This window comes from Halorubrum xinjiangense, assembly GCF_900102375.1.
GTDB lineage: Archaea > Halobacteriota > Halobacteria > Halobacteriales > Haloferacaceae > Halorubrum > Halorubrum xinjiangense.
The window spans coordinates 85,075-110,256 of record NZ_FNBO01000010.1 but is presented as its reverse complement, the minus strand read 5'-3'; the positions used below and the strand labels follow the sequence as shown (position 1 = coordinate 110,256).

At 68.4% G+C, this 25,182-nt stretch carries 21 protein-coding genes and 1 pseudogene; 18 read left to right on the top strand and 4 right to left on the bottom strand.

The features are described from left to right. The first annotated feature begins 114 nt into the window (after nt 1-114). From F3H13_RS11980 to F3H13_RS11965, 4 genes and pseudogenes are all read left to right on the top strand, one after another. The gene (locus tag F3H13_RS11980) at nt 115-1,371 is read left to right on the top strand and encodes an RNA-guided endonuclease InsQ/TnpB family protein (RefSeq protein WP_149799257.1); all 1,257 of its coding nucleotides are present in this window, start codon (nt 115-117) and stop codon (nt 1,369-1,371) included. Beyond that, nucleotides 1,358-1,891: pseudogene (locus tag F3H13_RS11975) on the top strand (aldo/keto reductase); the annotation flags it as partial. The gene F3H13_RS11980 and the pseudogene F3H13_RS11975, both read left to right, overlap by 14 nt. A gap of 124 nt (nt 1,892-2,015) precedes the next feature. Further along, a complete protein-coding gene (locus tag F3H13_RS11970) occupies nt 2,016-2,225 on the top strand; it encodes a hypothetical protein (RefSeq protein ID WP_149799281.1) in 210 nt (69 codons plus the stop codon). A 125-nt stretch (nt 2,226-2,350) separates the two neighbouring features. Then, nucleotides 2,351-2,755, top strand: a complete 405-nt coding sequence (locus F3H13_RS11965; protein WP_149799256.1) for a DUF5790 family protein — start codon at nt 2,351-2,353, stop codon at nt 2,753-2,755. Nucleotides 2,756-2,779: 24 nt separating this feature from the next. Here the strand turns inward: F3H13_RS11965 and F3H13_RS11960 are convergent, their stop codons facing one another. Beyond that, nucleotides 2,780-3,538, bottom strand: a complete 759-nt coding sequence (locus F3H13_RS11960; protein ID WP_149799255.1) for a creatininase family protein — start codon at nt 3,536-3,538, stop codon at nt 2,780-2,782. A gap of 67 nt (nt 3,539-3,605) precedes the next feature. Here F3H13_RS11960 and F3H13_RS11955 point away from each other — a divergent pair, with 67 nt between their 5' ends. Further along, on the top strand, nt 3,606-3,944 hold the full coding sequence (locus tag F3H13_RS11955) for a DUF5789 family protein (RefSeq protein WP_188128058.1): 339 nt from the start codon (nt 3,606-3,608) through the stop codon (nt 3,942-3,944). A gap of 72 nt (nt 3,945-4,016) precedes the next feature. On the opposite strand, the gene F3H13_RS11950 is transcribed toward F3H13_RS11955, so the two are convergent. Next, nucleotides 4,017-5,963, bottom strand: coding sequence for an ABC transporter ATP-binding protein (locus F3H13_RS11950; RefSeq protein ID WP_149799253.1), 1,947 nt, complete (start codon nt 5,961-5,963; stop codon nt 4,017-4,019). Between the two features lie 149 nt (nt 5,964-6,112). Next, on the bottom strand, nt 6,113-6,391 hold the full coding sequence (locus tag F3H13_RS11945; RefSeq protein ID WP_149799252.1) for a DUF7538 family protein: 279 nt from the start codon (nt 6,389-6,391) through the stop codon (nt 6,113-6,115). A gap of 120 nt (nt 6,392-6,511) precedes the next feature. Here F3H13_RS11945 and rnz point away from each other — a divergent pair, with 120 nt between their 5' ends. The 13 genes from rnz to F3H13_RS11880 all read left to right on the top strand — a co-directional run bounded on the left by rnz (nt 6,512) and on the right by F3H13_RS11880 (nt 24,142). Beyond that, nucleotides 6,512-7,441 carry a ribonuclease Z gene (rnz, locus tag F3H13_RS11940; RefSeq protein ID WP_149799251.1) on the top strand — a complete coding sequence of 310 codons (930 nt, stop codon included), beginning with the start codon at nt 6,512-6,514 and terminating at the stop codon, nt 7,439-7,441. A 651-nt stretch (nt 7,442-8,092) separates the two neighbouring features. Continuing rightward, complete coding sequence (locus tag F3H13_RS11935; protein ID WP_149799250.1) at nt 8,093-9,019, top strand: replication factor A; 927 nt, start codon at nt 8,093-8,095, stop codon at nt 9,017-9,019. Beyond that, complete coding sequence (locus F3H13_RS11930) at nt 9,020-9,685, top strand: RPA family protein (RefSeq protein ID WP_149799249.1); 666 nt, start codon at nt 9,020-9,022, stop codon at nt 9,683-9,685. It abuts the gene before it with no gap. A gap of 214 nt (nt 9,686-9,899) precedes the next feature. Continuing rightward, nucleotides 9,900-10,304 carry a CopG family transcriptional regulator gene (locus F3H13_RS11925; RefSeq protein WP_149799248.1) on the top strand — a complete coding sequence of 135 codons (405 nt, stop codon included), beginning with the start codon at nt 9,900-9,902 and terminating at the stop codon, nt 10,302-10,304. A 332-nt stretch (nt 10,305-10,636) separates the two neighbouring features. After that, entirely contained in the window at nt 10,637-11,740 is a 1,104-nt protein-coding gene (gene pdhA, locus F3H13_RS11920; protein WP_149799247.1) for a pyruvate dehydrogenase (acetyl-transferring) E1 component subunit alpha, read from the top strand. Further along, nucleotides 11,741-12,727 (top strand): alpha-ketoacid dehydrogenase subunit beta, encoded by a 987-nt coding sequence (locus F3H13_RS11915; RefSeq protein ID WP_149799246.1) that lies wholly within the window; start codon nt 11,741-11,743, stop codon nt 12,725-12,727. Nucleotides 12,728-12,814: 87 nt separating this feature from the next. After that, nucleotides 12,815-14,476: a 2-oxo acid dehydrogenase subunit E2 gene (locus F3H13_RS11910; RefSeq protein WP_149799245.1), complete on the top strand. Its 1,662-nt coding sequence runs from the start codon at nt 12,815-12,817 to the stop codon at nt 14,474-14,476. Then, nucleotides 14,476-15,903, top strand: a complete 1,428-nt coding sequence (gene lpdA, locus F3H13_RS11905; protein WP_149799244.1) for a dihydrolipoyl dehydrogenase — start codon at nt 14,476-14,478, stop codon at nt 15,901-15,903. The genes F3H13_RS11910 and lpdA overlap by 1 nt, the downstream gene beginning before the upstream one ends. A 232-nt stretch (nt 15,904-16,135) precedes the next feature. Beyond that, complete coding sequence (gene katG, locus F3H13_RS11900; RefSeq protein ID WP_149799243.1) at nt 16,136-18,271, top strand: catalase/peroxidase HPI; 2,136 nt, start codon at nt 16,136-16,138, stop codon at nt 18,269-18,271. Nucleotides 18,272-18,574: 303 nt separating this feature from the next. Next, nucleotides 18,575-18,904 carry a DUF5783 family protein gene (locus F3H13_RS11895; RefSeq protein ID WP_004598655.1) on the top strand — a complete coding sequence of 110 codons (330 nt, stop codon included), beginning with the start codon at nt 18,575-18,577 and terminating at the stop codon, nt 18,902-18,904. A gap of 78 nt (nt 18,905-18,982) precedes the next feature. Further along, nucleotides 18,983-19,363: a NifU family protein gene (locus tag F3H13_RS11890; RefSeq protein ID WP_149799242.1), complete on the top strand. Its 381-nt coding sequence runs from the start codon at nt 18,983-18,985 to the stop codon at nt 19,361-19,363. A 233-nt stretch (nt 19,364-19,596) separates the two neighbouring features. Further along, the gene (locus F3H13_RS11885) at nt 19,597-20,016 is read left to right on the top strand and encodes a PPC domain-containing DNA-binding protein (RefSeq protein ID WP_004598657.1); all 420 of its coding nucleotides are present in this window, start codon (nt 19,597-19,599) and stop codon (nt 20,014-20,016) included. A gap of 40 nt (nt 20,017-20,056) precedes the next feature. Further along, nucleotides 20,057-24,142 carry a DNA-directed DNA polymerase II large subunit gene (locus tag F3H13_RS11880; protein ID WP_149799241.1) on the top strand — a complete coding sequence of 1,362 codons (4,086 nt, stop codon included), beginning with the start codon at nt 20,057-20,059 and terminating at the stop codon, nt 24,140-24,142. Nucleotides 24,143-24,465: 323 nt separating this feature from the next. On the opposite strand, the gene F3H13_RS11875 is transcribed toward F3H13_RS11880, so the two are convergent. Next, entirely contained in the window at nt 24,466-25,107 is a 642-nt protein-coding gene (locus F3H13_RS11875; RefSeq protein ID WP_149799240.1) for a bifunctional 4-hydroxy-2-oxoglutarate aldolase/2-dehydro-3-deoxy-phosphogluconate aldolase, read from the bottom strand. Nucleotides 25,108-25,182 lie beyond the last annotated feature (75 nt).

Below are 25,182 nucleotides of genomic sequence, written 5' to 3'. Positions count from 1 at the left end.
GCGGAGTCCCCTTCCTCAAGGAGCGACCGAAGGGAGTGAGTAGGGAGGAGAGGAGCGGGTTCGTATCTGTAACAAACGCCAGCTTATAAATAGCCTCTCACACACATTGAAACTGTGGCAGACGATTACGTGCGTCGGACGGCAATCACTCGTCTCTCGGTAGACGATGAGCAACGCGAGTTGCTTGAGGAAACCATCTCCGAGTGGAGGCGTGGGTGCCAACTCGCCACGGACATGGCGTGGGGGAAGTGTAACGCCAAGAGCGACGTACAACCCCTCGCTTACGACAACGTGCGCGAGGAAACCGACCTCGGGAGTCAGCACGCGATCCTCGCCACCCACCAAGCCGCCCAAGCCATCACCGGCTGTCTCGAACGCCGCTCGAACGGCAGGCAGGTCAGTAAACCCACATTCACCGCACCCACGGTAACGTACGACACTCGAACGATGACGCTGTTCAATGACGATACAGTGTCACTCTCCACGACGGAGAGTCGCGTTCGATGTGAACTTGCGCTCCCTGACGCCGAGGATGGCTACCAACGGCAGTACCTCGACGCCGACGAGTGGAGCGTCACGGAAAGCACACTCACCGCTCGTGACGGCGACTACTTTCTACACATCGGCTTCCGCCGACCCAAGACCGACATTGAGCGAGACACCGCCGAGGACGGAACGGTTCTCGGGGTCGATCTCGGTATTGAGAACCTCGCCGTCACCAGCACAGCACGATTCATCAATGGGCGCGAACTCTCACACAACCTCCGCGAGTTCGAGAAAGTCCGTGCGGGACTCCAACAGACAGGCACGCGAAGCGCCCACAGAACGCTCGAACAATCAAGTGGACGCGAACGACGATACGTTCGTGACGTGGTTCACCAAGCGTCGAACGCCATCGTAGACGAAGCACTCCGATACGAGTGCGACGTGATTGCGTTTGAGGACTTGACAGACATCCGCGACCGAACGGGTGCGTCGTGGGGGCACAAGTGGGCGTTCCGAACGCTGTACGAGCAAGTGGCGTACAAAGCCGAAACAGTCGGCATCTCTGTGAAGCAAGTGGGTTCGGCGTATACGTCGCAACGGTGCGCCGAGTGTGGATTCACGGCAGACGAGAATCGCCGAACTCGCACGGAGTTCCGGTGCGTGAAGTGTGAGTCGGAAGCGAACGCGGATTACAATGCGGCGAAGAACATCGGGATGCGGTATGTCCGTCGAGGCCGACAGTCGTCTCGGCGGACGGGCGACAGTCAACTCGTCTTAAAGTCTGGAACTGTGACGCCAAGTGGCGGATTCACCGCCCACCCGGACGGGTTCGAGGCTGAGCTCACGGACAAGCCCCTCCCTCAACGAGCGAACCCGTCAGGGTGAGCGAAGTAGGGTGGGGTTGTTGACCAGCTACGACCTCGCGGAGACGCTGCCCGCGCTCGACGATCTCGTCGACGACGGCGTGATAGATCGGATCGGGCTCTCGAACTTCCGCCCCGACCAGCTCGACGAGGCGATCGACCGGCTCGACCACGACGTGTTCGCCCATCAGGTGGAGTGTCACCCCCTGCTTCAACAGGAGCGCCTCCGCGAGTACGCCGTCGAGCACGACCACTGGCTCGTCGCCTACTCGCCGATCGCGCGCAACCGCGTCGCCGACGTCGACGTCCTCCAGGAGATCGCGACGAGCCACGACGCCACCCCGGCGCAGGTGAGCCTCGCGTGGCTGCTCTCGAAGGAGCGTGTCGCGCCGATCCCGAAGGCGGCCGACTTCGGCCACGTCGAGGAGAACTGGGCCGCCCGCGAGATCGACCTGACCGACGACGAGATCGCCCGGATCGACGCGCTCGACCGCGACGAGCGGATCGTCGACTTCGAGGAGGCGTCGTGGAATCAAGGGTGATCTCCGGAGCGCTCAATACCGGTACCGTCCCCTCATAGTCGGTTTTACGGGCTTTTCCGTCGAACGGCTGACCGTGCCGGACCCGAACCCCCAGGCGGACGTGCGTCCCGACCCCCAGACGGACATGCGTCCCGACCCCCAGACGGACATGCGTCCCGACCCCCAGCGCGATTCCGGTTCCCACGACTCCGTCTCTCACGACGGCCCGGCCCTCCTCGCGGCGACGCCCGACGCCGACGCGGTGTTCGACCGGCTCCGGACGCTCGCCGTCCTCGCGGGGTTCCTCGCGCTCCTCGTGACGCTGATCGCGGCGGAACTGCTCGTCAGGATCTGACCGGCCCGGCCGAACCGAAACTGAACGCGAGATCCGCCCGATCCGGCGACGGACCCGTCCTCACCGCCGGTTTCACTTCCGCTTTCGGGCGCGTTTTTAAAAGGTGCGGGCACGACGGTCCGGATATGGCCCAGTCCACGTTCGACGACGACGACCTGTTCGGCGAGGCGGCCGAGGAGACCCGCGCGGAGGTCCGAGAGCACCTCGCAGCGGCGCGCGAGGAACTGCCCGACCCGGACGCGGTGTGGGAGACGGACGCGGACAACGTCCTCGGGGCGCTCAACGGGCTGAAGTCCGCGCTCAACGCCGGCGACGCGGTCGACAGCGTCCGCTCGGCGAAGAAGGCGTACGTCCTCGGCGAGCGCGCCGACGCCTTCGAGGACGCCGACGATTTACAAGAAGAGATCGAGGAGCTGGAGTCGCTCGTCGGCGACATCGAGAGCGCCGCCGACGAGGTGGCCTCGCTCACCGGCACCGTCCCCGCGATCCGCGGGGCGCTCCAAGACGCGGCAGAGGAGGACGAGGAGTAGCGTCCGCGCCGCGCTTTTTCCCTTTTAAACTGCGTCGCGATCGACGACGGCCGCGGTCAGCTCCGCGAGCGACGCGCTCGCGCGGTCGAGCAGCTCCGCCCCGCGCTCGGCGTCGCCCTCGCGGGGATCGCCGACGACGCCGTTGTCGGTAAACTCGTCTGAGTCGTGCGCGAGGTTCACGCCCGCGACCCACTCGCCCCACCGGTCGGCGGCGCCCGCGCTCGCCTCCTCGACGCGCTCCTCTCGGACCAGCTCCGGGTTCGTCGCGCGCAGCAGCGCCGTCTCCAGCGGGCCGGCGTGGCCCATGTCGCTCGCGTGGTCGCCGACCGCGTCGAACCAGGTGAACGCGACGCCGTACCCCGCGTGGGCGTCGTCGCGCGAGAACTGGCGGGCGACCTCCGCGAGCGCCTCGACGTTCCCCCCGTGGCCGTTGACGAACACGACGCGGTCGACCCCGTGCGAGACCAGCGACTCGGCGGCCTCCCGGACGTACGCCCGGAACGTCTCCGGCGAGACCCACATCGTCCCGTCGAACGCGCGGTGTTCCTCTGCGACGCCGACCGGAATCGGCGGCGCAACCGCGACCTCGCCGCGGTCCGCCCCCTGCCCGTCGCCCGCCCCTTCGTAGGCGTCGGCGCCGGCCTCGGCGACCGCGACGGCGTTCAGCGCGTCGGTGCCGAGCGGGGCGTGCGGCCCGTGCTGTTCCGTGCTGCCGACCGGCAGGAACGCGACGTCGACGTCGGCGTCGCGGACGTCGGTCCACGTGACCTCGCTGAGGCGCATACCGGAGCCTCGGCGCGCGGCGTGGTATAGGCGGCGGTCACCGTCGAGCGAACGCTCCCGGGGTATTATGCCCCTCGCCGTGGATCGCGACCGTATGAGCAGTGACAACGCGGAACACGACCTGGAGGCGCACGATTCGGCTCCCGCCGTGACGTTCGGCCCGCTGAAGCAGGCGCTCCGCGAACACCGCTACCCGGTGACGGCGGCGGAGCTGATAGAGCAGTACGGCGCCGCGGCGGTGGAGACCCCGACGAAGACGGCGCGGCTCGACGGCCTGCTCGAGGACTGCGGGGAGACGCAGTTCCGGAATCCGTCGGAGGTCCGGGCGGCGGTCCTCGACGCGCTCGGCCACGCCGACGCGTCGCCTGAGGCGGCCGCGGACGAGTGGACCGAACTCCGGCGGTGACTCGTTCGCTGACCCTCGCGGTGACGGCCCGATCAGCGCGGCGCGTCGCCCCGCTCGCTCGGGCGGTCCGGATCAGTCGTCGTCGCTCTCGGCGTCCTCGACGATCCGGGCGGTGCGCTCCTGCGCGCGGTCGATGAACTCCTGGGGAAGCTCGTCTATCTCGCCCGCCTGAACGCCCCAGAGGTGCGCGTACAGTCCGTCGTTGTCGAGGAGTTCGTCGTGGGTGCCGCGCTCGACGATCCGCCCGCCCTCCAACACGAGGATGGTGTCCGCGTCCTTGATCGTTGAGAGGCGGTGCGCGATCGCGAACGTCGTCCGGTCCTCGGTGAGCCGGTCGAGCGAGCGCTGGATAAGCATCTCCGTCTCGGTGTCGACGTCGGAGGTCGCCTCGTCTAAGATGAGGATGTCCGGGTCCTTTAGCACCGCGCGCGCGATGGTGACGCGCTGGCGTTGCCCGCCGGAGAGCTTGACGCCGCGCTCGCCGACCATCGTGTCGTAGCCGTCGGGGAGGTTCTCGATGAACTCGTGGGCCTCGGCGGCCTCGGCGGCCTCGCGGACCTCCTCGTCGGTCGCGTCGAAGGTGCCGTAGGTGATGTTCTCGCGGACGGTGCCGTAGAACAGGTACGACGACTGGCCGACGTAGCCGATCGACCGGCGGAGCGACTTGAGCGTCACGTCGCGGACGTCCTGTCCGTCGATCTCGATGGCGCCCTCGTCGACGTCGTACATCCGGAGGAGCAGCTTGAGGACCGTGGACTTCCCGGCGCCGGTGGGGCCGACGAGGGCGAGGGTCTCCCCGCCCTCGACCGTGAAGTCGACGTCCTCGATGATCGTCTCCTCGTCGTAGCCGAAGGAGACGTCGTCGTAGACCACGTCGCCGTCGCCGACGGTGAGGTCCTCGGCGCCCGGGTCCTCCGCGAGCCGCGACGGCTCGTCCATCAGCCCGAAGATCCGCGCGGAGGAGGCGCGGGCGCGCTGGTACATGTTGATGATCTGGCCGAACTGGGCCATCGGCCAGATGAACCGCTGGGTGTAGAGGATGAAGACGACGAACATCCCGACCGAGAGCTCGCCGGTGAACGGCCCCGGCGGCGTCTCCTGGAACACCCAGAGGCCGCCGACGACGAACGTGAGCACGAAGCCGATGCCGGCGAGCACGCGGAGCCCCGGGAAGAACTTGATCCGGGTCGTGATCGCGTCCCAGTTGGCGTCGAAGTAGTCCATCGAGACGTCGTCGACGCGGTCGGACTCGTACGGCTCCGTGTTCGACGACTTGATCACCTGAATCCCGCCGAGGTTGTTCTCTAGGCGGGAGTTCATCTTCCCGACCGACGAGCGCACCTCGGCGTACTTCGGCTGGATGATCCTGATGAACAGGTAGGTGAACCCGCCGATGATCGGGACGGGCAGCAGCGCGACTAAGGCGAGCTGCCAGTTGATCCAGAAGAGGAGGACGCCGATGCCGACGACCATCACCGACAGGCGGAACAGGGAGTTCATCCCGTCGTTGAGGAATCGTTCAAGTCGGTTCACGTCGTTCGAGAGGATCGACATCATCTCCCCGGTCTGCTTGTCGGAGAAGAACTCCATGTTGAGCCGCTGCATCTTGTCGTAGGTGTCCGTCCGCACGTCGTGCTGGATGTTCTGGGCGAAGGCGTTGAACCCCCAGTTACGGATCCAGTGGAACCCGGCGCCGATACCGAACGCGCCGCCGATGACGGCGATGGTGAACCAGAACTGCTCGGTCTGGGCCGTCGGGAGCCACGCGTCCGGGAGGACGACGAGCGGGATCTGCTCGCTGAACAGGGCGTCTTCGTAGAACACGGCGTCGATGGCGATCCCGAGCATGAGCGGGGGAAGCAGGTCGAGCAGCCGCGCGAAGATGCTCGCGAAGATCCCCACGGTCACCTGCGGGACGTAGTCGCGGCCGTACTCGACGAACAGCCGCTTCATCGGATTCTCGATTTTGTCCCGCTGCTCCTCGAAGGGATCGTCTTCCTCCCAGTCGACGCCACTCATCACCAGTCCGTATCAGTCAGGGCGGCAAATAGGTTTCCTTCGAACCGAAATACATCGGCAGAAAACACCGGTAACACGCGTTCGATCGGCTGATCTCGTCCTCGGATGCGCGATCACCGGCCTCGGATCGCCCGGTTCCCGGAGCGGACTCAGAGGTCGCGTCGCTCGACGGCGGGATCGATCCCGGCCTCGTCGAGGTCCCCGCGAACGCGACGCCGGAGCGGGTCCGGAACGCCGTCTCGCGGGACCGGCGCGGCCGTTCCGCCCTCGTCGTCGTCGGTCGGCACGGACCAGTAGAGGACGTGGCCCGTCTCGGCGTAGAACTCCACCGCGTATCGGTCGCGGCCCCCCTCGTAGTGGACGCGGGCGGCCGCGCCCTCCGCGCGCCACCCCTCCTGTCTGACCAAGGCGGCGATCGGTTCTCGCATGGTCGGGCTCGGGCGGCCGGACACATGTGGGTGTCGACCGCTCCGCGGGCCGAGCGTGGCGTCGCCCCCCGCTTCACCCGCATCGACACCGGTTTACAACCGCCGCTCCGACGAGTGGACATGTCTCTTCGCGTCACGTTCCTCGGGACGGGCGGCGCCGTCCCGACCGTCGAGCGCGCGGCGAGCGCCGTCTTCGTCAACCGCGAGGGCGACCGCTTCCTCTTCGACTGCGGCGAGGGCACCCAGCGCGAGATGATGCGCAGCGGGACCGGCTTCGCCGTCGACCGCGTGTTCGTCTCGCACCTCCACGGCGATCACGTTCTCGGCCTCCCTGGCCTCGTCCAGACGCTCGGGTTCAACGACCGCACCGACCCGCTGACGGTCCACTGCCCGCCGGGCACCGACGACCACCTCCGCGACTTGGTCCACGCGGTCGGCCACGACCCGGCGTTTCCGATCCGGATCGAACCGGTCGCCCCGGGCGAGGTCGCCTACGAGGCCGACGAGTACGTCGTGCGCGCGTTCGAGACGGAACACCGGACGATATCGCAGGGGTACGTCTTGGAGGAGGACGACCGCCCCGGCCGCTTCGACCGCCCGAAGGCGGAGGAACTGGGCGTCCCCGTCGGCCCGAAGTTCGGCCGCCTCCACGAGGGCGAGCCGGTCGAGGCCGATGACGGTACCGTCGTCGAGCCGGAGCAGGTCGTCGGCCCGCCGCGTCCGGGTCGCAAGCTGGCGTACACCGCGGACACGCGTCCGCGAGAGACCACCGTCGAGGCGGCCGAGAACGCCGACCTGCTGATCCACGACGCCACCTTCGCCGACGACATGGCCGACCGCGCCCGCGACACGGCCCACTCTACCGGCCGCGAGGCGGGGTCGATCGCGGCCCGCGCGAACGCGAAGCGGCTCGCCTTGGTCCATATCTCCTCGCGCTACGCGGCCGACGCGCGGCCGATCCGCCGAGACGCCCGCGAGGCGTTCGACGGCAAGTGCCTCCTGCCCGACGACGGCGACCTGATCGAGGTCCCGTTCCCCGACGCGGACTGAGACGTTGCCGGTTCGACCGGTCAGTACGACGCGGACGGCTTTGCGACCGACACGGAGACCGCCGCTACATTCTCCTCCGTTCGCTTATAAATAATTGACTGCCGATCGGCGGCGAACACCGCCGAAGCCCCAGCCGCGAGGCGGGCGCACGCTCGCTACGCACCTCAGTCGTTCGCTCCGCTCACTCCTTGCGGTGCTTACGTCGCCTGCGCCCGCCTCACGGCTGCCCCTTCGAGTCCCGCCCCGCCCAGCACCGCAGCCTCACACCTCCCCAGCCTCGTCAGTCGCCTCCGCTTCGCTCCGGCGACTGACTCCCTCGCGCGTGCTGCTCGGCCGCAAACGCGGCCTCGCAGGCACGCGCCACCGCTTCGGTCCGTTGGTCTCGTCGAGTCCTCGTCCCGTACGGCTGCGATCCGTGTGATCGTTCCACTCGAAATGAAGCCCGCGCGTGGCTGACGCGCGTCTGACGCGGCCGCCGCCGGGCCGGGGTCGCTCCGGAGCCGGTCCGGCCTCGATTCGACGAACCGACGGAAGACGGCTTCTCGGGCCCGATCCGTTCACTTTCACCGCGGTTACGGGCGTTTTAATACGGTGAGGAACCAACCCTCGTACGCCTCCCACTGAAAACAAGACCGGAGGCGGAGACACCCCATGAGCGAACTGCGACAGGAAGCGAAAGCGATAGCGGAACAGTTCTCGGACCACACCGACGTCGACCCAGACGACGTCGAGGAGCGGCTGACGACGCTCGTCGACGAGTACCGCGTGCCGCTCGACGAGGCGAGCCGGAGCGTCACCAACAGCTACCTCGAAGACGCCGGGATGGAGCGCGACGAGCTCGGCCGCGGCGGCAGCGAGGAGGTCCTCGTCAACGACATCGACGAGGACGAGCAGTGGGTCGACTTGCGCGTGAAGCTGGTCGACCTCTGGGAGCCGCGCAGCGACTCCATCTCGCAGGTCGGCCTCCTCGGCGACGAGTCGGGCACAATCAAGTTCGTCGCCTTCGAGACCTCCGACCTCCCCGAGCTGGACGAGGGGCAGGCGTACGAGCTCTCGAACGTCGTCACCGACGAGTACGAGGGCAGCTACTCGGTGAAGCTCAACCGGACGACCGGTATCACCGAGATCGACGAGGAGATCGAGGTCGGCGACAACGCCGACACGGTCGAGGGCGCCTTAGTCGACATCCAGTCCGGTTCCGGGCTGATCAAGCGCTGCCCCGAGGCGGACTGTACGCGCGTCCTCCAGAACGGGCGCTGCTCCGAACACGGGCAGGTCGAAGGCGAGTTCGACCTCCGTATCAAGGGCGTCTTAGACGACGGCGAGACCGTCACCGAGGTCATCTTCGACCGCGAGGCCACCGAGGAGCTCACCGGTATGACCCTCGAGGCGGCCAAGGACATGGCGATGGACGCGCTCGACACCACCGTCGTCGCCGAGGAGATGGGCGAGGACGTGCTCGGGCGCTACTACCGCGTCACCGGCCCGACGTTCGGCCGGTACGTCCTGGTCGACGAGATGGAGGACCCGGGTACCGTCGACGTTGAAAGCGCGCTGATCGAAGCGAGGTCGATTTAAATGAGCCAATCCGCACCCACCCGAGAGGTCGCCCGGCGCGTGTTCGCGACCGAGTTCAACGACGCCGGCTACACGTTCACCGAGTCCGACGACGAGCGCGCCCCCGTCTACGCGCTGTTACCGACGGGGGAGTCCTCGAACCGCGTCTTCTTCGTGGGGACGCTCACGGAGAAGGAGGACGTCGGCGAGGACAGCGAGTACTGGCGCGGCCGCATCGTCGATCCGACGGGCACGTTCTTCGTGTACGCCGGTCAGTACCAGCCGGAAGCCGCTTCCAAACTCCGGGACTTAGAGCCCCCGGCCTACGTCGCAGTCGTGGGGAAGCCCCGGACGTACGAGACCGACGACGGCACGGTCCGGGTCTCCGTCCGCCCCGAGTCGATCACCGAGGTCGACGCCGCTACCCGCGACCGCTGGGTCGCGGAGACCGCCCGCCGCACCGTCGAGCGCGTCGCCGCGTTCGACGACGAGGGCAACGAGTACGCGCGGATGGCCCGCGAGGAGTACGACTTCGACCCCCAGACGTACAAGGCCGCCGCGCTGTCGGCGCTGGAGGACCTCGACGAGAGCGGCGACGAACTCGCGGGCGACGGGTCCGCGGACGACGACGCCGCGCTCGGCGACGCCCCGGACGGGACCGACCCGGCGGGCGCGCCGGAGCCCTGACCCGGCCGGCGTCTCGGCGGTCTGACCCGGCGGGCGCGCCGGAGCCCTGACGTGGCCGGCGTCTCGGCGCTCTGACGTGGTCGGCGGCCGGAACGCTGACGCGCCGATCCCGGGTTTTCGCGGCGTTCGGCGCGGTTCTCCCCGCGAACGCGTTTCTCGTTCTTGGGACCGTCTGACAAACGCTTAAGTGATCCGCGGAACGAACAGTCCGATAATGGGCAACAAGAACAAGACGATCTCGTTCCGCGTCAACGAGGACGCGTTCGAGACCCTCCGCGACATCGCCGAGGAGCGGGACATCTCGCTGTCGGCGGTCTTCCGGGACTACGTGGATACGCTCGTTGCCCACGACGGCCAGGTCCGGGTCATCCCGGAGGCCGAACTGGACAGCATGGGCGACAGCGGGGAGTCGTTCCCCCCGAAGATCGAGGTCCCGAAGAGCTTCGTCCGCGAGCACGAGCGGCTGGAGCTCGAGGCCGAACACCTCCGCGAGCAGCTCGAAGAGCACAAGCGGTACGTCAACTACCTCCGCGAGCAGCTTGAGGACGGCGACGAGGACGTGATCCAGCTGGAGGACCTCGACGGCGAGCCCGACGAGCCCTCGTTCCGGCTCGGATAACGGCCCGCTTCGCGTCGGCAACTCACGTCCCCCGATCACCTCGCTCTGTCTCGACCGCCGAGCCGCGGCGCCGCGACGCCCGGATCCCGCTTCCGGCGGTCGACCGCGCGCCGGAAAACCTTCCTGTTCGTCCGTTATGGACCGACGAAACGCCGATGTTGGCGAAAATATTGCCGAACAGCTCGGAGTTTGTTCAGAAATGTCCGATTCTCTCCCAGTCTGATGGACGGTCTCTCATCGCGAAGCCGCTATTTCTGAGTATAATAAATTATTTACGAAAACGATATTACCCGGGCGGTGGACGTATCGGCCATGCGAAGGTGGGTTCGACCGTGACCGTGTTCGACAGGGCGTACGACGATACGGTTCGCGTCCTCGACGAGGACGGCGAGGTCGTCGGCGATCTCCCCGACCTCGATGAGGGGTCGCTCGTCGAGATGTACAGGCACATGCGGCTGGCGCGCCACTTCGACGGCCGCGCGGTGAGCCTCCAGCGACAGGGCCGGATGGGGACGTACCCCCCGCTCTCCGGGCAGGAGGGCGCCCAGATCGGGTCGGCGTACGCGCTCGACGCGGACGACTGGATGGTCCCGTCGTACCGCGAGCACGGCGCCGCCTTGGTCCACGGGCTCCCCCTGAAACAGACGCTGCTCTACTGGATGGGCCACGAGGACGGAAACAACGCGCCGCCGGACGTCAACGTCTTCCCGGTCGCCGTCCCCATCGCGTCGCAGGTCCCCCACGCGACGGGCGCCGCGTGGGCCTCGAAGCTCCGCGGCGAGGACGACGCGTTCATCTGCTACTTCGGGGACGGGGCGACGAGCGAGGGGGACTTCCACGAGGGGGTCAACTTCGCCGGCGTGTTCGACACGCCGACCGTCTTCTTCTGTAACAACAACCAGTGGGCGATCTCCGTGCCACGCGAGCGGCAGACTCGGAGCGCGACGCTGGCGCAGAAGGCGGAGGCGTACGGGATCGACGGCGTCCAGGTCGACGGGATGGACCCGCTCGCGGTGTACAGCGTCACGGAAGCGGCCTTGGAGAAGGCGCGCGACCCCGAGGCCGACCGCCCGCGGCCGACGCTCATCGAGGCCGTCCAGTACCGCTTCGGCGCGCACACGACCGCCGACGACCCGACCGTCTACCGCGAGGACGACGAGGTCGAGCGCTGGAAGGACAAGGACCCGATCGACCGGCTGGAGGCCTACCTCCGCGACGAGGGGATCCTCGACGACGAGCGCGTCGCGGAGATCGAGTCGTCGATCGAGGCGCAGGTCGCGGACGCGATAGACGCGGCGGAGTCGATGGCGCGGCCCGAGCCGCGGGAGCTGTTCGAGCACGCCTACGCGGAGCTTCCGCCCGAACTGGAGCGGCAGTACGAGGCGTTCGCCGCGCTGCGCGACGAGCGCGGCGACGCGGCGTTCTTGGAGGAGTAAATGACCGAGACACAGAACCTCACGCTGGTACAGGCGGTCCGAGACGGATTACACACCGAACTTCGCGAGGACGACGACGTCGTCGTGATGGGCCAAGACGTCGGGAAGAACGGTGGCGTCTTCCGCGCCACGGAAGGCCTCTTCGACGAGTTCGGCGGCGACCGGGTGATCGACACCCCGCTCGCCGAGTCGGGCATCGTCGGCACCGCGGTCGGGATGGCCGCGATGGGGATGCGACCGGTCCCGGAGATCCAGTTCTCCGGGTTCATGTACCCCGGCTTCGACCAGATCGTCTCGCACATGGCGCGGTTCCGCACCCGCAGCCGCGGGCGGTTCACGCTCCCGATGACGCTCCGGGCGCCCTACGGCGGCGGCATCCGCGCGCCGGAGCACCACTCCGAGTCGAAGGAGGCGTTCTACGCCCACGAGGCCGGGCTGAAGGTCGTCACCCCTTCGACCCCCCGCGAGGCGAAGGGACTGCTCGCGGCGTCGATCCGCGACCCCGACCCCGTGATCTTCCTCGAACCAAAGCTGATCTACCGGGCGTTCCGCGAGGAGGTGCCCGAGGAGCCGTACACGGTCCCCATCGGCGAGGCCGCCACCCGCCGCGAGGGCGACGACGTCGCCGTGTTCACCTACGGCGCGATGACCCGCCCCACGCTGGAGGCCGCCGAGACGCTCGGCGAGGAGGGGATCGAGTGCGAGGTCGTCGATCTCCGAACAGTCTCGCCGCTCGACCGCGAGGCGATCGTCGCGGCGTTCGAGAAGACCGGCCGCGCGGTCGTCGTCCACGAGGCGCCCAAGACCGGCGGGCTCGCGGGCGAGATCACGGCGATACTCCAGGAGGAGGCGCTCCTCTATCAGGAGGCGCCGATCGGCCGCGTCACCGGCTTCGACGTGCCGTACCCGCTGTACGCGTTAGAGGACTACTACCTCCCGTCGGCGGCGCGCATCGAGGAGGGAATCCTGGAGGCGGTCGAATTTTAAGATGGCCGCCGGAGATACACGCATGACCGACGAGGACCGACGCGCGTTCGGCGAGCGTCGACGCGCGGCCGTCGAGGGGGCCGATCGATGACAGTCAAGGAGTTCAAACTGCCCGACGTCGGGGAGGGCGTCGCGGAGGGGGAACTGGTCTCGTGGCTGGTCGCGCCCGGCGACCGCGTCGAGGAGGACCAACCCGTCGCCGAGGTCGAGACCGACAAGGCGCTCGTCGAGGTGCCGTCGAGCTACGACGGGACCGTCGAGGAGCTGTTCGTCGAGGAGGGAGAGATGGTCCCCGTCGGCGACGTGATCATCTCGTTCCGCGTCGACGAGGACGGCGAGGCCGGGGCGGCCGCGGGAGACGACGCGGAAACCGACGCCGAATCGGAACCCGACTCGGCCGCGACCGACGAGTCCGAGCCGCAACCGGACGCGGCCGACGACGCGGCCGACGCCGAGTCTGCCGAGCCGGAGACCCCCGACGGACGCACCTTCGCGCCGCCGTCGGCCCGCCGGATCGCGCGCGAGCTCGGCGTCGACGTCGCGGCGGTCGACGGGAGCGGCCCCGGCGGCCGCGTCAGCGAGGCCGACGTCCGAGCCCACGCCGAGGGCGACGCCGGGTCCGCCGGCTCGGGCGACGCGGGCGACGGCCCCGAACCGCGCCCCGCGCCGACGCCGACCGACGCCGGTTCGGGTGAGCGGAAGTCCGCGGTCAGCAAGCGCGGCGCCGACGGCTCCGCGGACGCGGCGTCGGCGACCCCCGCCGGCGGTCCCGAGCCCGCGGGTCGCGAGACGACGCTCGCGACGCCCGCGACGCGGAAGGTCGCTCGCGAGCGCGGCGTCGACCTCGACGACGTGCCGACCGACGAGACCCGCGACGGCGAGGCGTTCGTCACGGCCGAGGCGGTGGAGGCGTACGCGGACGCGCTGGAGTCGGCGGCCGAGTCGACGCCCGAGCCGGAACCGGTCGACGTCGACACGGGCGCTGAGCCGGCTGCGACCGACGCCGCCTCGGCGACCGCGTCGGCTGACCCCGCCGACGGCGACGAGACCGTTCCCTACCGCGGCGTCAGGCGGACCATCGGGAAGCAGATGGAGCGGTCGAAGTTCACGGCGCCGCACGTCACCCACCACGACACCGCCGAGGTCGACGCGCTCGTGGAGGCCCGCGAGACGCTGAAGCCGACGGCGGAGGCCGAGGGGGTGAAGCTCACCTACATGCCGTTCGTGATGAAGGCGATCGTCGCCGGGCTGAAGGAGTACCCCTACCTGAACAGCGAGCTCCGCGAGGACGACGAGGAGATCGTCTTGAAGGGCAACTACAACCTCGGTATCGCGGTCGCGACCGACGCCGGCCTCATGGTCCCCGTCGTCGAGGACGTCGACGAGAAGGGGCTCTTCGAGCTGGCCGACGAGGTGAACGACCTCGCCGCCCGCGCCCGCGAGCGCAAGCTCAAACCGGCTGAGATGAAGGGCGGGACCTTCTCTATCACCAACTTCGGCGCCATCGGCGGCGAGTACGCCACGCCGATCATCAACTACCCCGAGACCGCGATCCTCGGGCTCGGCGCCATCGAGGAGCGCCCCGTCGTCCGCGAGGGGGCCGACGGCGAGAGCGCGGTCGTCCCAGTGCCGACGCTGCCGCTCTCGCTGTCGATCGACCACCGGGTGGTCGACGGCGCGATCGCGGCCGAGTTCGCGAACACCGTCATGGAACACTTAGAAAACCCCCTGCTGCTACTCAACGAATAATGGTCGTCGGAGACGTCACAACGGGAACGGAGGTACTGGTCATCGGCGCCGGACCGGGCGGCTACGTCGCCGCCATCCGCGCCGCACAGGAAGGGCTCGACACGACTTTAGTCGAGAAGGACGCCTACGGCGGCGCCTGTCTCAACCGCGGGTGTATCCCCTCGAAGGCGCTGATCACGGGCAGCGGGCTCGCCCACGAGGCGGGCAACGCGGAGTTCATGGGCGTCCACGCGGACCCCGCCGTCGACATGGGGAAGATGATCGAGTGGAAAGACGGCGTGGTCGATCAGTTGACGGGCGGCGTCGAGAAGCTCTGTAAGGCGAACGGCGTGAACCTGATCGAGGGGGCCGCCTCGTTCGTCGGCGAGGACACCGTCCGGGTCGCGCACGGCGGCGACGGGCAGGGCTCGGAGACGCTCTCGTTCGAACACGCGATCGTTGCGACCGGTTCGCGGCCGATCCAGATCCCCGGCTTCGAGTTCGCGGAGGACCACGTCTGGAGCTCCGCGGACGCGCTCGACGCCGACACCGTCCCGGACCGGCTCGGGATCGTCGGCGGCGGCTACATCGGGATGGAGCTGGCGACGACGTACGCCAAGCTCGGCGCGGACGTGACGGTCGTCGAGATGCTCGACGACATCCTCGACCCCTACGAGGACGATGTAAAGCGGATCGTCCGCACGCGCGCCGAGGAGCTGGGCGTCGAGTTCGGCTTCGGCGAGGGCGCCAGCGAGTGGTCGGAGGCGCCCGACGGCGGCTACCTCCTCCACACCGAGACCGAGGAGGGCGAGGAGTCGACGTACGGCGTCGACAAGATCCTCGTCGCCGTCGGCCGCCAACCCGTCTCCGAGGAGCTCAACCTCGCCGAGGCCGGGATCGAGACGGACGACCGCGGCTTCGTCGAGACGGACGACCGCACCCGCACGTCGGTCGAGCACGTCCACGCCGTCGGCGACGTCGCCGGCGACCCGATGCTCGCGCACGCGGCCTCGAAGGAGGGGATCGTCGCCGCCGAGGTGATCGCGGGCGAACCCGCCGCAATGGACCAGCAGGCGATCCCCGCGGCCGTCTTCACCGACCCCGAGATCGGGACGGTCGGGATGACCGAGGCGGAGGCCGCGGACGCCGGCTTCGAGCCCGCGGTCGGCGAGATGCCCTTCAACGCCTCCGGGCGGGCGATGACCACCGGCCACACCGAGGGGTTCGTCCGGATCGTCGCCGACGAGGAGACCGGGTTCGTCCTCGGCGGACAGATCGTCGGTCCCGAGGCGTCGGAGCTGATCGCCGAGGTCGCGCTCGCGATAGAGATGGGCGCGACGCTCGAGGACGTCGCCGCCACCGTCCACACCCATCCGACGCTCGCGGAGGCCGTGATGGAGGCCGCCGAGAACGCCCGCGGACAGGCGATCCACACGCTGAACCGCTGACGGTCCGCCCGCCGCGGGCGATCACAAACCTGTCCTTTCACCGATTTTTTCGCTCCTTCGTCTCCGGCCGTCTACCTCCGGAGGCTCTGAGAAGCGGCTTCCGGGTTTCTCGAGCCGACTTCTCGGATCCGCAAATAGAACTTCATTATTTCGATAGAAACCCTCCAGTATAACGATTTTTCTCTCTCCGACTTAGACAATATTATCAGCGAAGAGGGTCGACCATTTTTTGATGGCTAGTAACACCCAAGACTGGTGGCCGGACCAGTTGGACCTGGAGCTACTCGATCAGAACGCCGCCGACATCAGTCCGTACGGCGCGGACTTCGACTACGCGGCCGAGTTCGAGGAGCTCGACCTCGAGGCGGTCAAATCTGACCTCGAAGACGTGATGACCGACTCGAAGGAGTGGTGGCCCGCCGACTACGGGCACTACGGCCCGCTTTTCATCCGGATGGCGTGGCACAGTGCCGGCACGTACCGCTCTCTTGACGGGCGCGGCGGCGCAGCCGGCGGACACCAGCGCCTCCCCCCGATCAGCAGCTGGCCGGACAACGTGAACCTCGACAAGGCCCGGCGGCTGCTGGAGCCGGTCAAGACGAAGTACGGGAGCAAGCTCTCGTGGGCGGACCTCATCGTGCTCGCCGGCAACGTCGCGCTGGAGTCGATGGGCTTCGAGACGTTCGGCTTCGCGGGCGGCCGCGAGGACGACTTCCGCGGCGACGACGCCGTCGACTGGGGCCCCGAAAGCGAGTTCGAGACGAGCTCCGAGGAGCGCTTCGACGAGAACGGTGACCTGAAGGCGCCGCTCGGCAACACCGTGATGGGCCTCATCTACGTCAACCCGGAGGGGCCGAACGGCGAGCCGGACCTCGAGGGCTCGGCGAAGAACATCCGCCAGTCGTTCAGCCGCATGGCGATGAACGACAAGGAGACCGTCGCGCTCATCGCCGGCGGTCACACGTTCGGCAAGGTCCACGGCGCCGACGACGGCGAGAACCTCGGGCCGGAGCCCGAGGACGCCCCCATCGACCTCCAGGGCCTCGGCTGGGACAACGAGTTCGGCGAGGGGAAGGGCCCCGACGCGATCACCAGCGGCATCGAGGGACCGTGGAACGCCACCCCGACCGCCTGGGACCTGAGCTACGTCAACAACCTGCTCAGCTACGAGTGGGAGCCGGAGAAGGGCCCCGGCGGCGCGTGGCAGTGGACCACGAAGAACGACGAGCTCGACGACGCCGCGCCCGGCGTCGCGGACCCCAGCGACAAGGAGGACGTGATGATGCTCACGACCGACGTCGCCCTGAAGCACGACGACGACTTCCGGGCGGTCTTAGAGGAGTTCCGCGACGACCCCGACGAGTTCCAAGAGACGTTCGCGAAGGCGTGGTACAAGCTCATCCACCGCGACATGGGCCCGCCGGAGCGGTTCCTCGGCCCCGAGGTCCCGGCGGAGACGATGATCTGGCAGGACCCCCTGCCGGAGGCCGACTACGAACCGATCGGCGACGCGGCGGTCGCCGATCTCAAGGGCGCGCTCCTCGACTCCGGGCTGTCGACCGGCGAGCTCGTCAAGACCGCGTGGGCGGCGGCGTCCACCTACCGCGACAGCGACAAGCGGGGCGGCGCCAACGGCGCCCGCATCCGCCTCGAACCGCAGCGCAGCTGGGAGGCCAACGAGCCCGAGGAGCTCGCCGACGCCCTCTCGACGCTCGAAGACGTTCAGGCCGAGTTCAACGAGTCGCGGTCCGACGACGTCCGCGTCTCGCTCGCCGACCTGGTCGTGCTCGGCGGGACCGCGGCCGTCGAGCAGGCCGCGGCCGACGCCGGGTACGACGTCGAGGTGCCGTTCGAGCCCGGCCGCGTCGACGCGACCGCGGAGCAGACAGACGTCGACTCCTTCGAGGCGCTCAAGCCCGAGGCCGACGGCTTCCGTAACTACCTCGGCGACGCGGACGACCCCGTCGAGGACCTCATGGTCGACAAGGCGGACCTGTTGAACCTGACCGCCAGCCAGATGACCGTGCTCGCCGGCGGCCTGCGCGCGCTGGGCGCCACCTACGGCGACTCCGACCGCGGGGTCTTCACCGACGAGCCCGGCACGCTCACCAACGACTTCTTCGCGAACCTGCTCGACATGGAGTACGAGTGGGATGCGGTCACCGAAGACGAGGACGTCTACGAGATCCGCGACCGCGGGACCGGCGAGGTCGCGTGGGAGGCGACGCGCGCCGACCTCATCTTCGGCTCGAACGCGCGGCTCCGCACCATCGCGGACGTGTACGCCAGCAACGAGGAGAAGTTCGTCGAGGACTTCGCCGAGACGTGGAGCGAGGTCATGAAGCTCGACCGCTTCGACCTCGACTAGGCTCCCCGTCGCGGTCGCCTTTTTTTTGAGTTGCTCCGAGCCGACTCCCTAGCCCGCCGTCGCCGCTCGTCTGTCGCCGGCCGTCCGCGGATTCCTCCGAATCTCCGCCGAGCGCCCGGCTCGCGGCGTGAGGCCGGTCTGCCGGCTATCGTCGCGGGAAACAAATTCTATATCGCGCCATATAGTTTATACTGCCTGCTGCGTTCGGATCGCTCGTCGGACCACACGCTCGGTCTCTCCGTCCGATCCGGCGTCTCGGCGGCGATCGACCGGCTTTTTTCCCGCCGGACCCACGCTCGCGACATGGCCGACGAGTTCGACCCGGAGAAGTTCGAGGACAAGTACGCGCACTACTTCAACGAGCTCCAGCGGGCGTACAAGAACGCGTTCGAGCAGATGAACGACCGGTACGACTCGGAGCTGATCCACGGGATCGACCAGACCGTGCTCAACGAGTCGGAGCCGTTCTACGAGGACGGCGAGTTCCGCGTCGAACTCCCGGAGAACCCGCGCGAGCGCATCCGCGGTGCCGTCGCGGTCGACGACGAGACGTTCGAGGAGACGCTTGAAGAGTACGTCGAGCGGATCGAGTCCGAGCTGTACCGGACGCTCGGCGTCGACCGGCCGGAGTGAGCGGACCGACCGGAGGCCCGCAGCCCACGGATCCGGCCGAACCAAAGGCATAAGCCCGCCGCCCGCCAACTCGCGGGCATGAGCACGGACACGGCTGACGCGGACAACGAACTCCGCGAGCGGATCACGAACTTCCTGCGCCGCAACTTCCCGCAGATCCAGATGCACGGCGGCAGCGCTGCCATCGCCCACCTCGACCGCGAGAAGGGCGAGGTGACGGTCCAGCTCGGCGGCGCCTGTTCCGGCTGCGGTATCTCCCCGATGACGATCCAGGCGATCAAGTCCCGGATGGTCAAGGAGATCCCCGAGATCGAGACGGTCCACGCCGACACCGGCGCAGCCGCCGGCGCCGACGGCGACCTCGGCGGCACCAGCAGCGGCGGCGGGATGTCCCCCTCCTTCCCGGGCGAGACGACCGACGACGGCGGCGACGACGAAGGCCCGCAGGCCCCGTTCTGAGCCGGTTCGACCCGCGACGTTCCTTCTCGCTTTCCGTTTCGTGAGTCACATCGTTGTTTGTCGGTAGCTGGAAGTTTAGCGGCTAAAACGCATGTTTTCGGCTCCTCTGTCGTTTCTTCCGGGTTCCCCTCTCGATGCCAATTAAATTGTATAGCGCTATATCGAATCTACTCTATGGGGTTCACTCGGCCCGACTGAAGCCTTTTTCTCCCCGGCAGCCGTGGGGAGTTGCTATGTACCATCGCGAGGTCGAACCCACGGCGGAGTACGTCGCGCGGTTCGAGACGGGCGCCGACTGGCGCGAGGAGATCGAGTCCCTCGCCCGCGAGGAGGACGTCGAGGCCGGCTGGTTCACGGCGCTCGGCGCGGTCCAGGACGCGGACGTCTGGTTCTACGACCAGGAGGAGACCGAGTACCGCTCGGTGACGTTCGACGAGCCGCTGGAGGTGGCCGCCTGCGTGGGGAACGTCTCGCTGTTGGAGGGTGACGTGTTCGCGCACACCCACGCGGTGCTCTCGCGGCCGAGCGGGCAGGCGCTCGCGGGTCACCTCGACTCGGCGACCGTCTGGGCCGGCGAGTGTCACCTGCGCGCGTTCGCCGAGCCGCTGGAGCGCTCGCACGACGAGGCCACCGATCTCGACCTGTGGCTGTGAGCCGACGAACGCGCCGCGCGATCCCCCCGACCGAGGCCCGATGAGACCGGACGACGAGCGCTACTTCGCGCGGATCGAGGAGCGCCTCGACGAGGCGTGGGACGTCGCGGAGACGGCCAAAGAGCAGGGGCGTGACCCGGAGCCGGAGATCGAGATCCCGGTCGCCCGCGACATGGCCGACCGCGTCGAGAACATCCTCGGGATCGACGGCGTCGCGGAGCGCGTCCGCGACCTGGAAGGGGAGATGTCCCGCGAGGAGGCGGCCCTGGAGCTGGTGACCGACTTCGTCGACGGCAACGTCGGCGACTACGACTCCCGCGAGGGGAAAATCGAGGGCGCCGTCCGGACCGCCGTCGCGCTGCTCACCGAGGGCGTCGTCGCCGCGCCGATCGAGGGGATCGACCGCGTGGAGCTGTTGCAAAACGACGACGGCACCGAGTTCGTCAACGTCTACTACGCCGGCCCGATCCGCTCGGCGGGCGGGACCGCGCAGGCGCTGTCGGTGCTCGTCGCCGACTACGCTCGGTCGCTGCTCGACGTCGACGAGTACAAGCCCCGCGACGTAGAGGTCGAGCGCTACGCCGAGGAGATCGCCTTATACGACAAGGAAACCGGGCTCCAGTACACGCCGAAGGACAAGGAGTCGAAGTTCATCGCCAAGCACATCCCCGTGATGCTCGACGGGGAGGCGACGAGCGACGAGGAGGTGTCGGGGTTCCGCGACCTCGAACGCGTCGACACCAACTCCGCGCGCGGCGGGATGTGCCTCGTCGCCGCCGAGGGGATCGCGCTGAAGGCGCCGAAGATCCAGCGGTACACCCGCGACCTCGACGAGGTCGACTGGCCGTGGCTTCAGGACCTAATCGACGGGACGATCGGGAAAGACGGAGCGGGCGACGGCGACGCCGCGGAAGCCGAGGGCGACGCGGACGGCGGCGACGACGCGGACGAGGACGCCGACCCGGATGCGGCGGAGCCCGAACCGGCGGCCGACGAGGCGGATGGCCCGCCCCGCGCCGAGCCCTCCCAGAAGTTCCTCCGGGACCTCATCGCGGGGCGGCCCGTGTTCACGCACCCGAGCGAGGCGGGCGGGTTCCGGCTCCGCTACGGTCGCGCGCGCAACCACGGGTTCGCGACCGGCGGCGTCCACCCCGCGACGATGCACATCGTCGACGACTTCCTCGCGGCCGGGACGCAGATCAAGACCGAGCGGCCGGGGAAGGCGCACGGCGTCGTCCCCGTCGACTCCATCGAGGGGCCGACGGTGCGGCTCGCGAACGGCGAGGTCCGGCGGATCGACGACCCCGAGGAGGCGAAGGCGGTCCGCAACGGGATCGAGAAGGTGCTGGACCTCGGCGAGTACCTCGTCAACTACGGGGAGTTCGTCGAGAACAACCACCCGCTCGCGCCAGCGTCGTACGCCCCCGAGTGGTGGGTTCAGGAGTTCGAGGCGGCCGGCGCCGACGTCCGCGCGCTGCGCGACGACCCGCACGTCGACCTCGAACACCCGACGGTCGATCGGGCGCTCGACTGGGCGCGCGAGTACGACTGCCCGCTCCACCCCGAGTACACCTACCTCTGGCACGACGTGTCGGTCGACGCGTTCGAGGCGCTCGCCGACGCGGTCGCCGCGGGCGAGGTCGTCGAGGGCGTCCTCGCCATCGAGCGCACTGACGCGGTCCGGGACGCGCTGGAGTCGCTGCTGGTCGAGCACGCGGCGACCCCGGACGCGCTCCGGATCCCGACGTGGCGCCCGCTCGCGCGGTCGCTCGGGATCGACGACGGGCTCCGGAAGGAGTGGAGCGAAGCGGACCTCTCGACACCGGCCCGCGGCTACGCCGACGGCGAGAACGCGATCCGCGCCGTCAACGAGGTTGCCCCGTTCGAGGTGCGCGAGCGGGCACCGACTCGCATCGGTAACCGGATGGGCCGCCCGGAGAAGTCGGAGAGCCGAGACCTCTCGCCGGCGGTCCACACCCTCTTCCCGATCAACGAGGCGGGCGGCCCCCAGCGCGACGTCGCCGAGGCCGCGAACGAGATGGACGACACCGGTCATCGGGGACGGCACGAACTCCAGGTGTCCGACCGCGTCTGTCCCGACTGCGGCGAGCACACTTACGCCGCGCTCTGTCCCGACTGCGAGACGCACACGGAACCCCACTACGAGTGCAACGACTGCGGCACGGTCTGCGAGCCCGACGAGGCCGGCCGCGTCGAGTGCCCGAACTGCGAGTGGGAGGTGACGGCCGCGACGTATCAGGAGGTCGACGTCAACGACGCCTACCGCTCCGCGCTGGAGACCGTCGGCGAGCGCGAGTCCGCCTTCGAGATCCTCAAAGGGGTTCAGGGGCTCACCTCGCGGAATAAGACGCCCGAGCCGATCGAGAAGGGCGTCCTCCGCGCGAAGAACGGCGTCACGTCGTTCAAGGACGGGACGGTCCGGTACGACATGACCGACCTCCCGGTCACCGCGGTCCGGCCCGAGGAGCTCGACGTCACCGCCGACCACTTCCGCGAACTCGGGTACGAGACGGACATCGACGGCGAGCCGCTGCGCCACGACGACCAGGTGGTCGAGCTCCGCGTCCAGGACATCGTCCTCTCGGACGGCGCGGCCGAGCACATGCTCAAGACCGCGGACTTCGTCGACGACCTGCTCGAACAGTTCTACGGGCTCGACCGCTTCTACGAGGTCAACGAGCGCGACGACCTCGTCGGCGAGCTCGTCTTCGGGATGGCGCCGCACACGAGCGCCGCGACTGTCGGGAGAGTGGTAGGATTCACCTCGGCCGCGGTCGGATACGCGCATCCGTACTTTCACGCCGCGAAGCGAAGGAACTGCTTCCATCCGGAGACCGAGATTGAGTATCAAGACGACGCGGGGTGGCACCGCAAAACGATCGAGACGTTCGTGGAGGACCGGCTGGACGATCCGCGGACCGACGACTTCGGAACGCTCGTTGAAGAACTCGACGGCGCGATCGAAGTCCCATCGATCGACGAACGCGGAAACAGGTCGACACAGTCGGTGACTGCCGTCTCGAAACACCCGAGTCAGGATCATCTCGTACGGATCGAGACACGTCGTGGGCGTTCGATTCGCGTGACGCCCGACCACACGATGCTGCGAGTCGTCGACGGGGGAATTCAAAAGATCGCCGCGAACGAACTGGAGGTCGGTGATACCGTTCCGTTGAGTCCTTCGCAGCAGAACGTGCCGATGGATGCCGCCACCAGCACGGCGACGGACGGGAGAATCAAAACTGACGAGGTTACGTCGGTTTCGTTCCTCGAAAGCGACGTCGAGTACACGTACAATCTCACCGTTGCCGAGACGCACACGCTCGCGGCGAACGATTTGTCAGTATCCCAATGTGATGGCGACGAGGATTGCGTGATGCTCCTCATGGACGGACTTCTCAACTTCTCGAAGACGTTCTTGCCGGACCAGCGTGGCGGGCGCATGGACGCACCACTAGTGATGTCCTCGCGGATCGACCCCTCGGAGATCGACGACGAGGCGCACAACGTCGACATCGTTCGTGAGTACCCGCTGGAGCTGTACGAGGCGTCGCGCGAGCTGGCCGATCCCGAGGAAGTCGAGGAGCTGATCCAGATCGGCGAGGACACGCTCGGCACCGACGGCGAGTACCACGGGTTCGACCACACCCACGACACGACGGACATCGCGATGGGGCCGGATCTCTCGGCGTACAAGACGCTCGGCGACATGATGGAGAAGATGGACGCACAGCTGGAGCTGGCCCGGAAGCTGCGCGCGGTCGACGAGACGGACGTGGCCGAGCGGGTCATCGAGTACCACTTCCTGCCGGACATCATCGGGAACCTCCGGGCGTTCTCGCGGCAGGAGACGCGCTGTCTCGACTGCGGTGAGAAGTACCGCCGGATGCCGCTTTCGGGCGAGTGCCGCGAGTGCGGCGGCCGCGTGAACCTCACGGTCCACGAGGGGTCGGTGAGCAAGTACGTCGACACCGCCATCGAGGTGGCCGACCGGTTCGGCTGCCGTCCCTACACGAAACAGCGGCTGAAAGTGTTAGAACAGTCCCTCGAATCGATCTTCGAGGACGACACGAACAAGCAGTCGGGCATCGCCGACTTCATGTGACGCTGCGGCCCCCGTCGCCGCGGCGCGGGTCGCGGCGACGGGGGCGGTCCCCCCGCCAGAGGAGACGGTGGCTAGTAACCGTGGTTGGGTGCCGGTAGCGTTTCGTGACTCCCAGACAGGTGGCTCTCGACTGCGGGCTGGAAGTCACACGACGGTTGTGCCCTCGCACGCCTATCTATTTGGCATGACACACAAAACCATTGAAAGGGCGGGCTCCTGCGAGGTCCCTTCGCCGCCGCCGTCGTCGCCTCGGTCCTCGGTCGCTCGGTCGTCGCACCGTCTGTCGTCCGGGACTCGGCTGGCCGCGCTCGGTCGTCCGGCGCTCAGTCGGCGCGCGCCTCTTCGACCACTCGCGTGAACTCGCGGGCGGTCTCGGTGATGCTCTCGTAGTCGCCGCGCTCGGCGGCGTCGTAGTCGACGAGCGCGCCGCCGGCGCCGACCGCGAACGCGCCCGCGTCGATGTAGTCGGCGGCGTTGTCGGGGCTGACGCCGCCGGTCGGCATCATCGGGATCTGTCCGAGCGGGCCCTTCATCGCGCCGAGGTGAGCCGGGCCGACGGTCTTCGCGGGGAACACCTTCACGAAGTTGGCGCCAGCCTCGTAGCCGCGGACCGCCTCCGTCGGGGTCATCACGCCGGGCGCCGTGACGGCGCCGTAGCGGTTACACGTCTCGATCACGTCCTCGTGGAGGCTCGGCGAGACGACGAACTCCGCGCCCGCCATCAGCGTGGTCCGGGCGGTCTCGCTGTCGAGGACCGTCCCCGTGCCGACGACGACCTCGTCGTCGAAGGAGCCGGCGACCTCGCCGATGAGGTCGGCGACGTCCGGCGTGTCGGCGGTGATCTCGACGGCGGTGACGCCGCCCTCGCGCAGCGCCTCGGCGATCTCGATGAGCTGGTCGGCGGGGACCCCGCGCAACACCGCGACGACGCCGCTGTCGTCGAGCCGTGAGAGCGTCTCGTTCATGCCTCCCGTTTCCCGAGTCGGGACTTAAAACTGCGCCGATGGCCGGGGGCGCTTCCGCCCGCGGCGCGCGCTGGC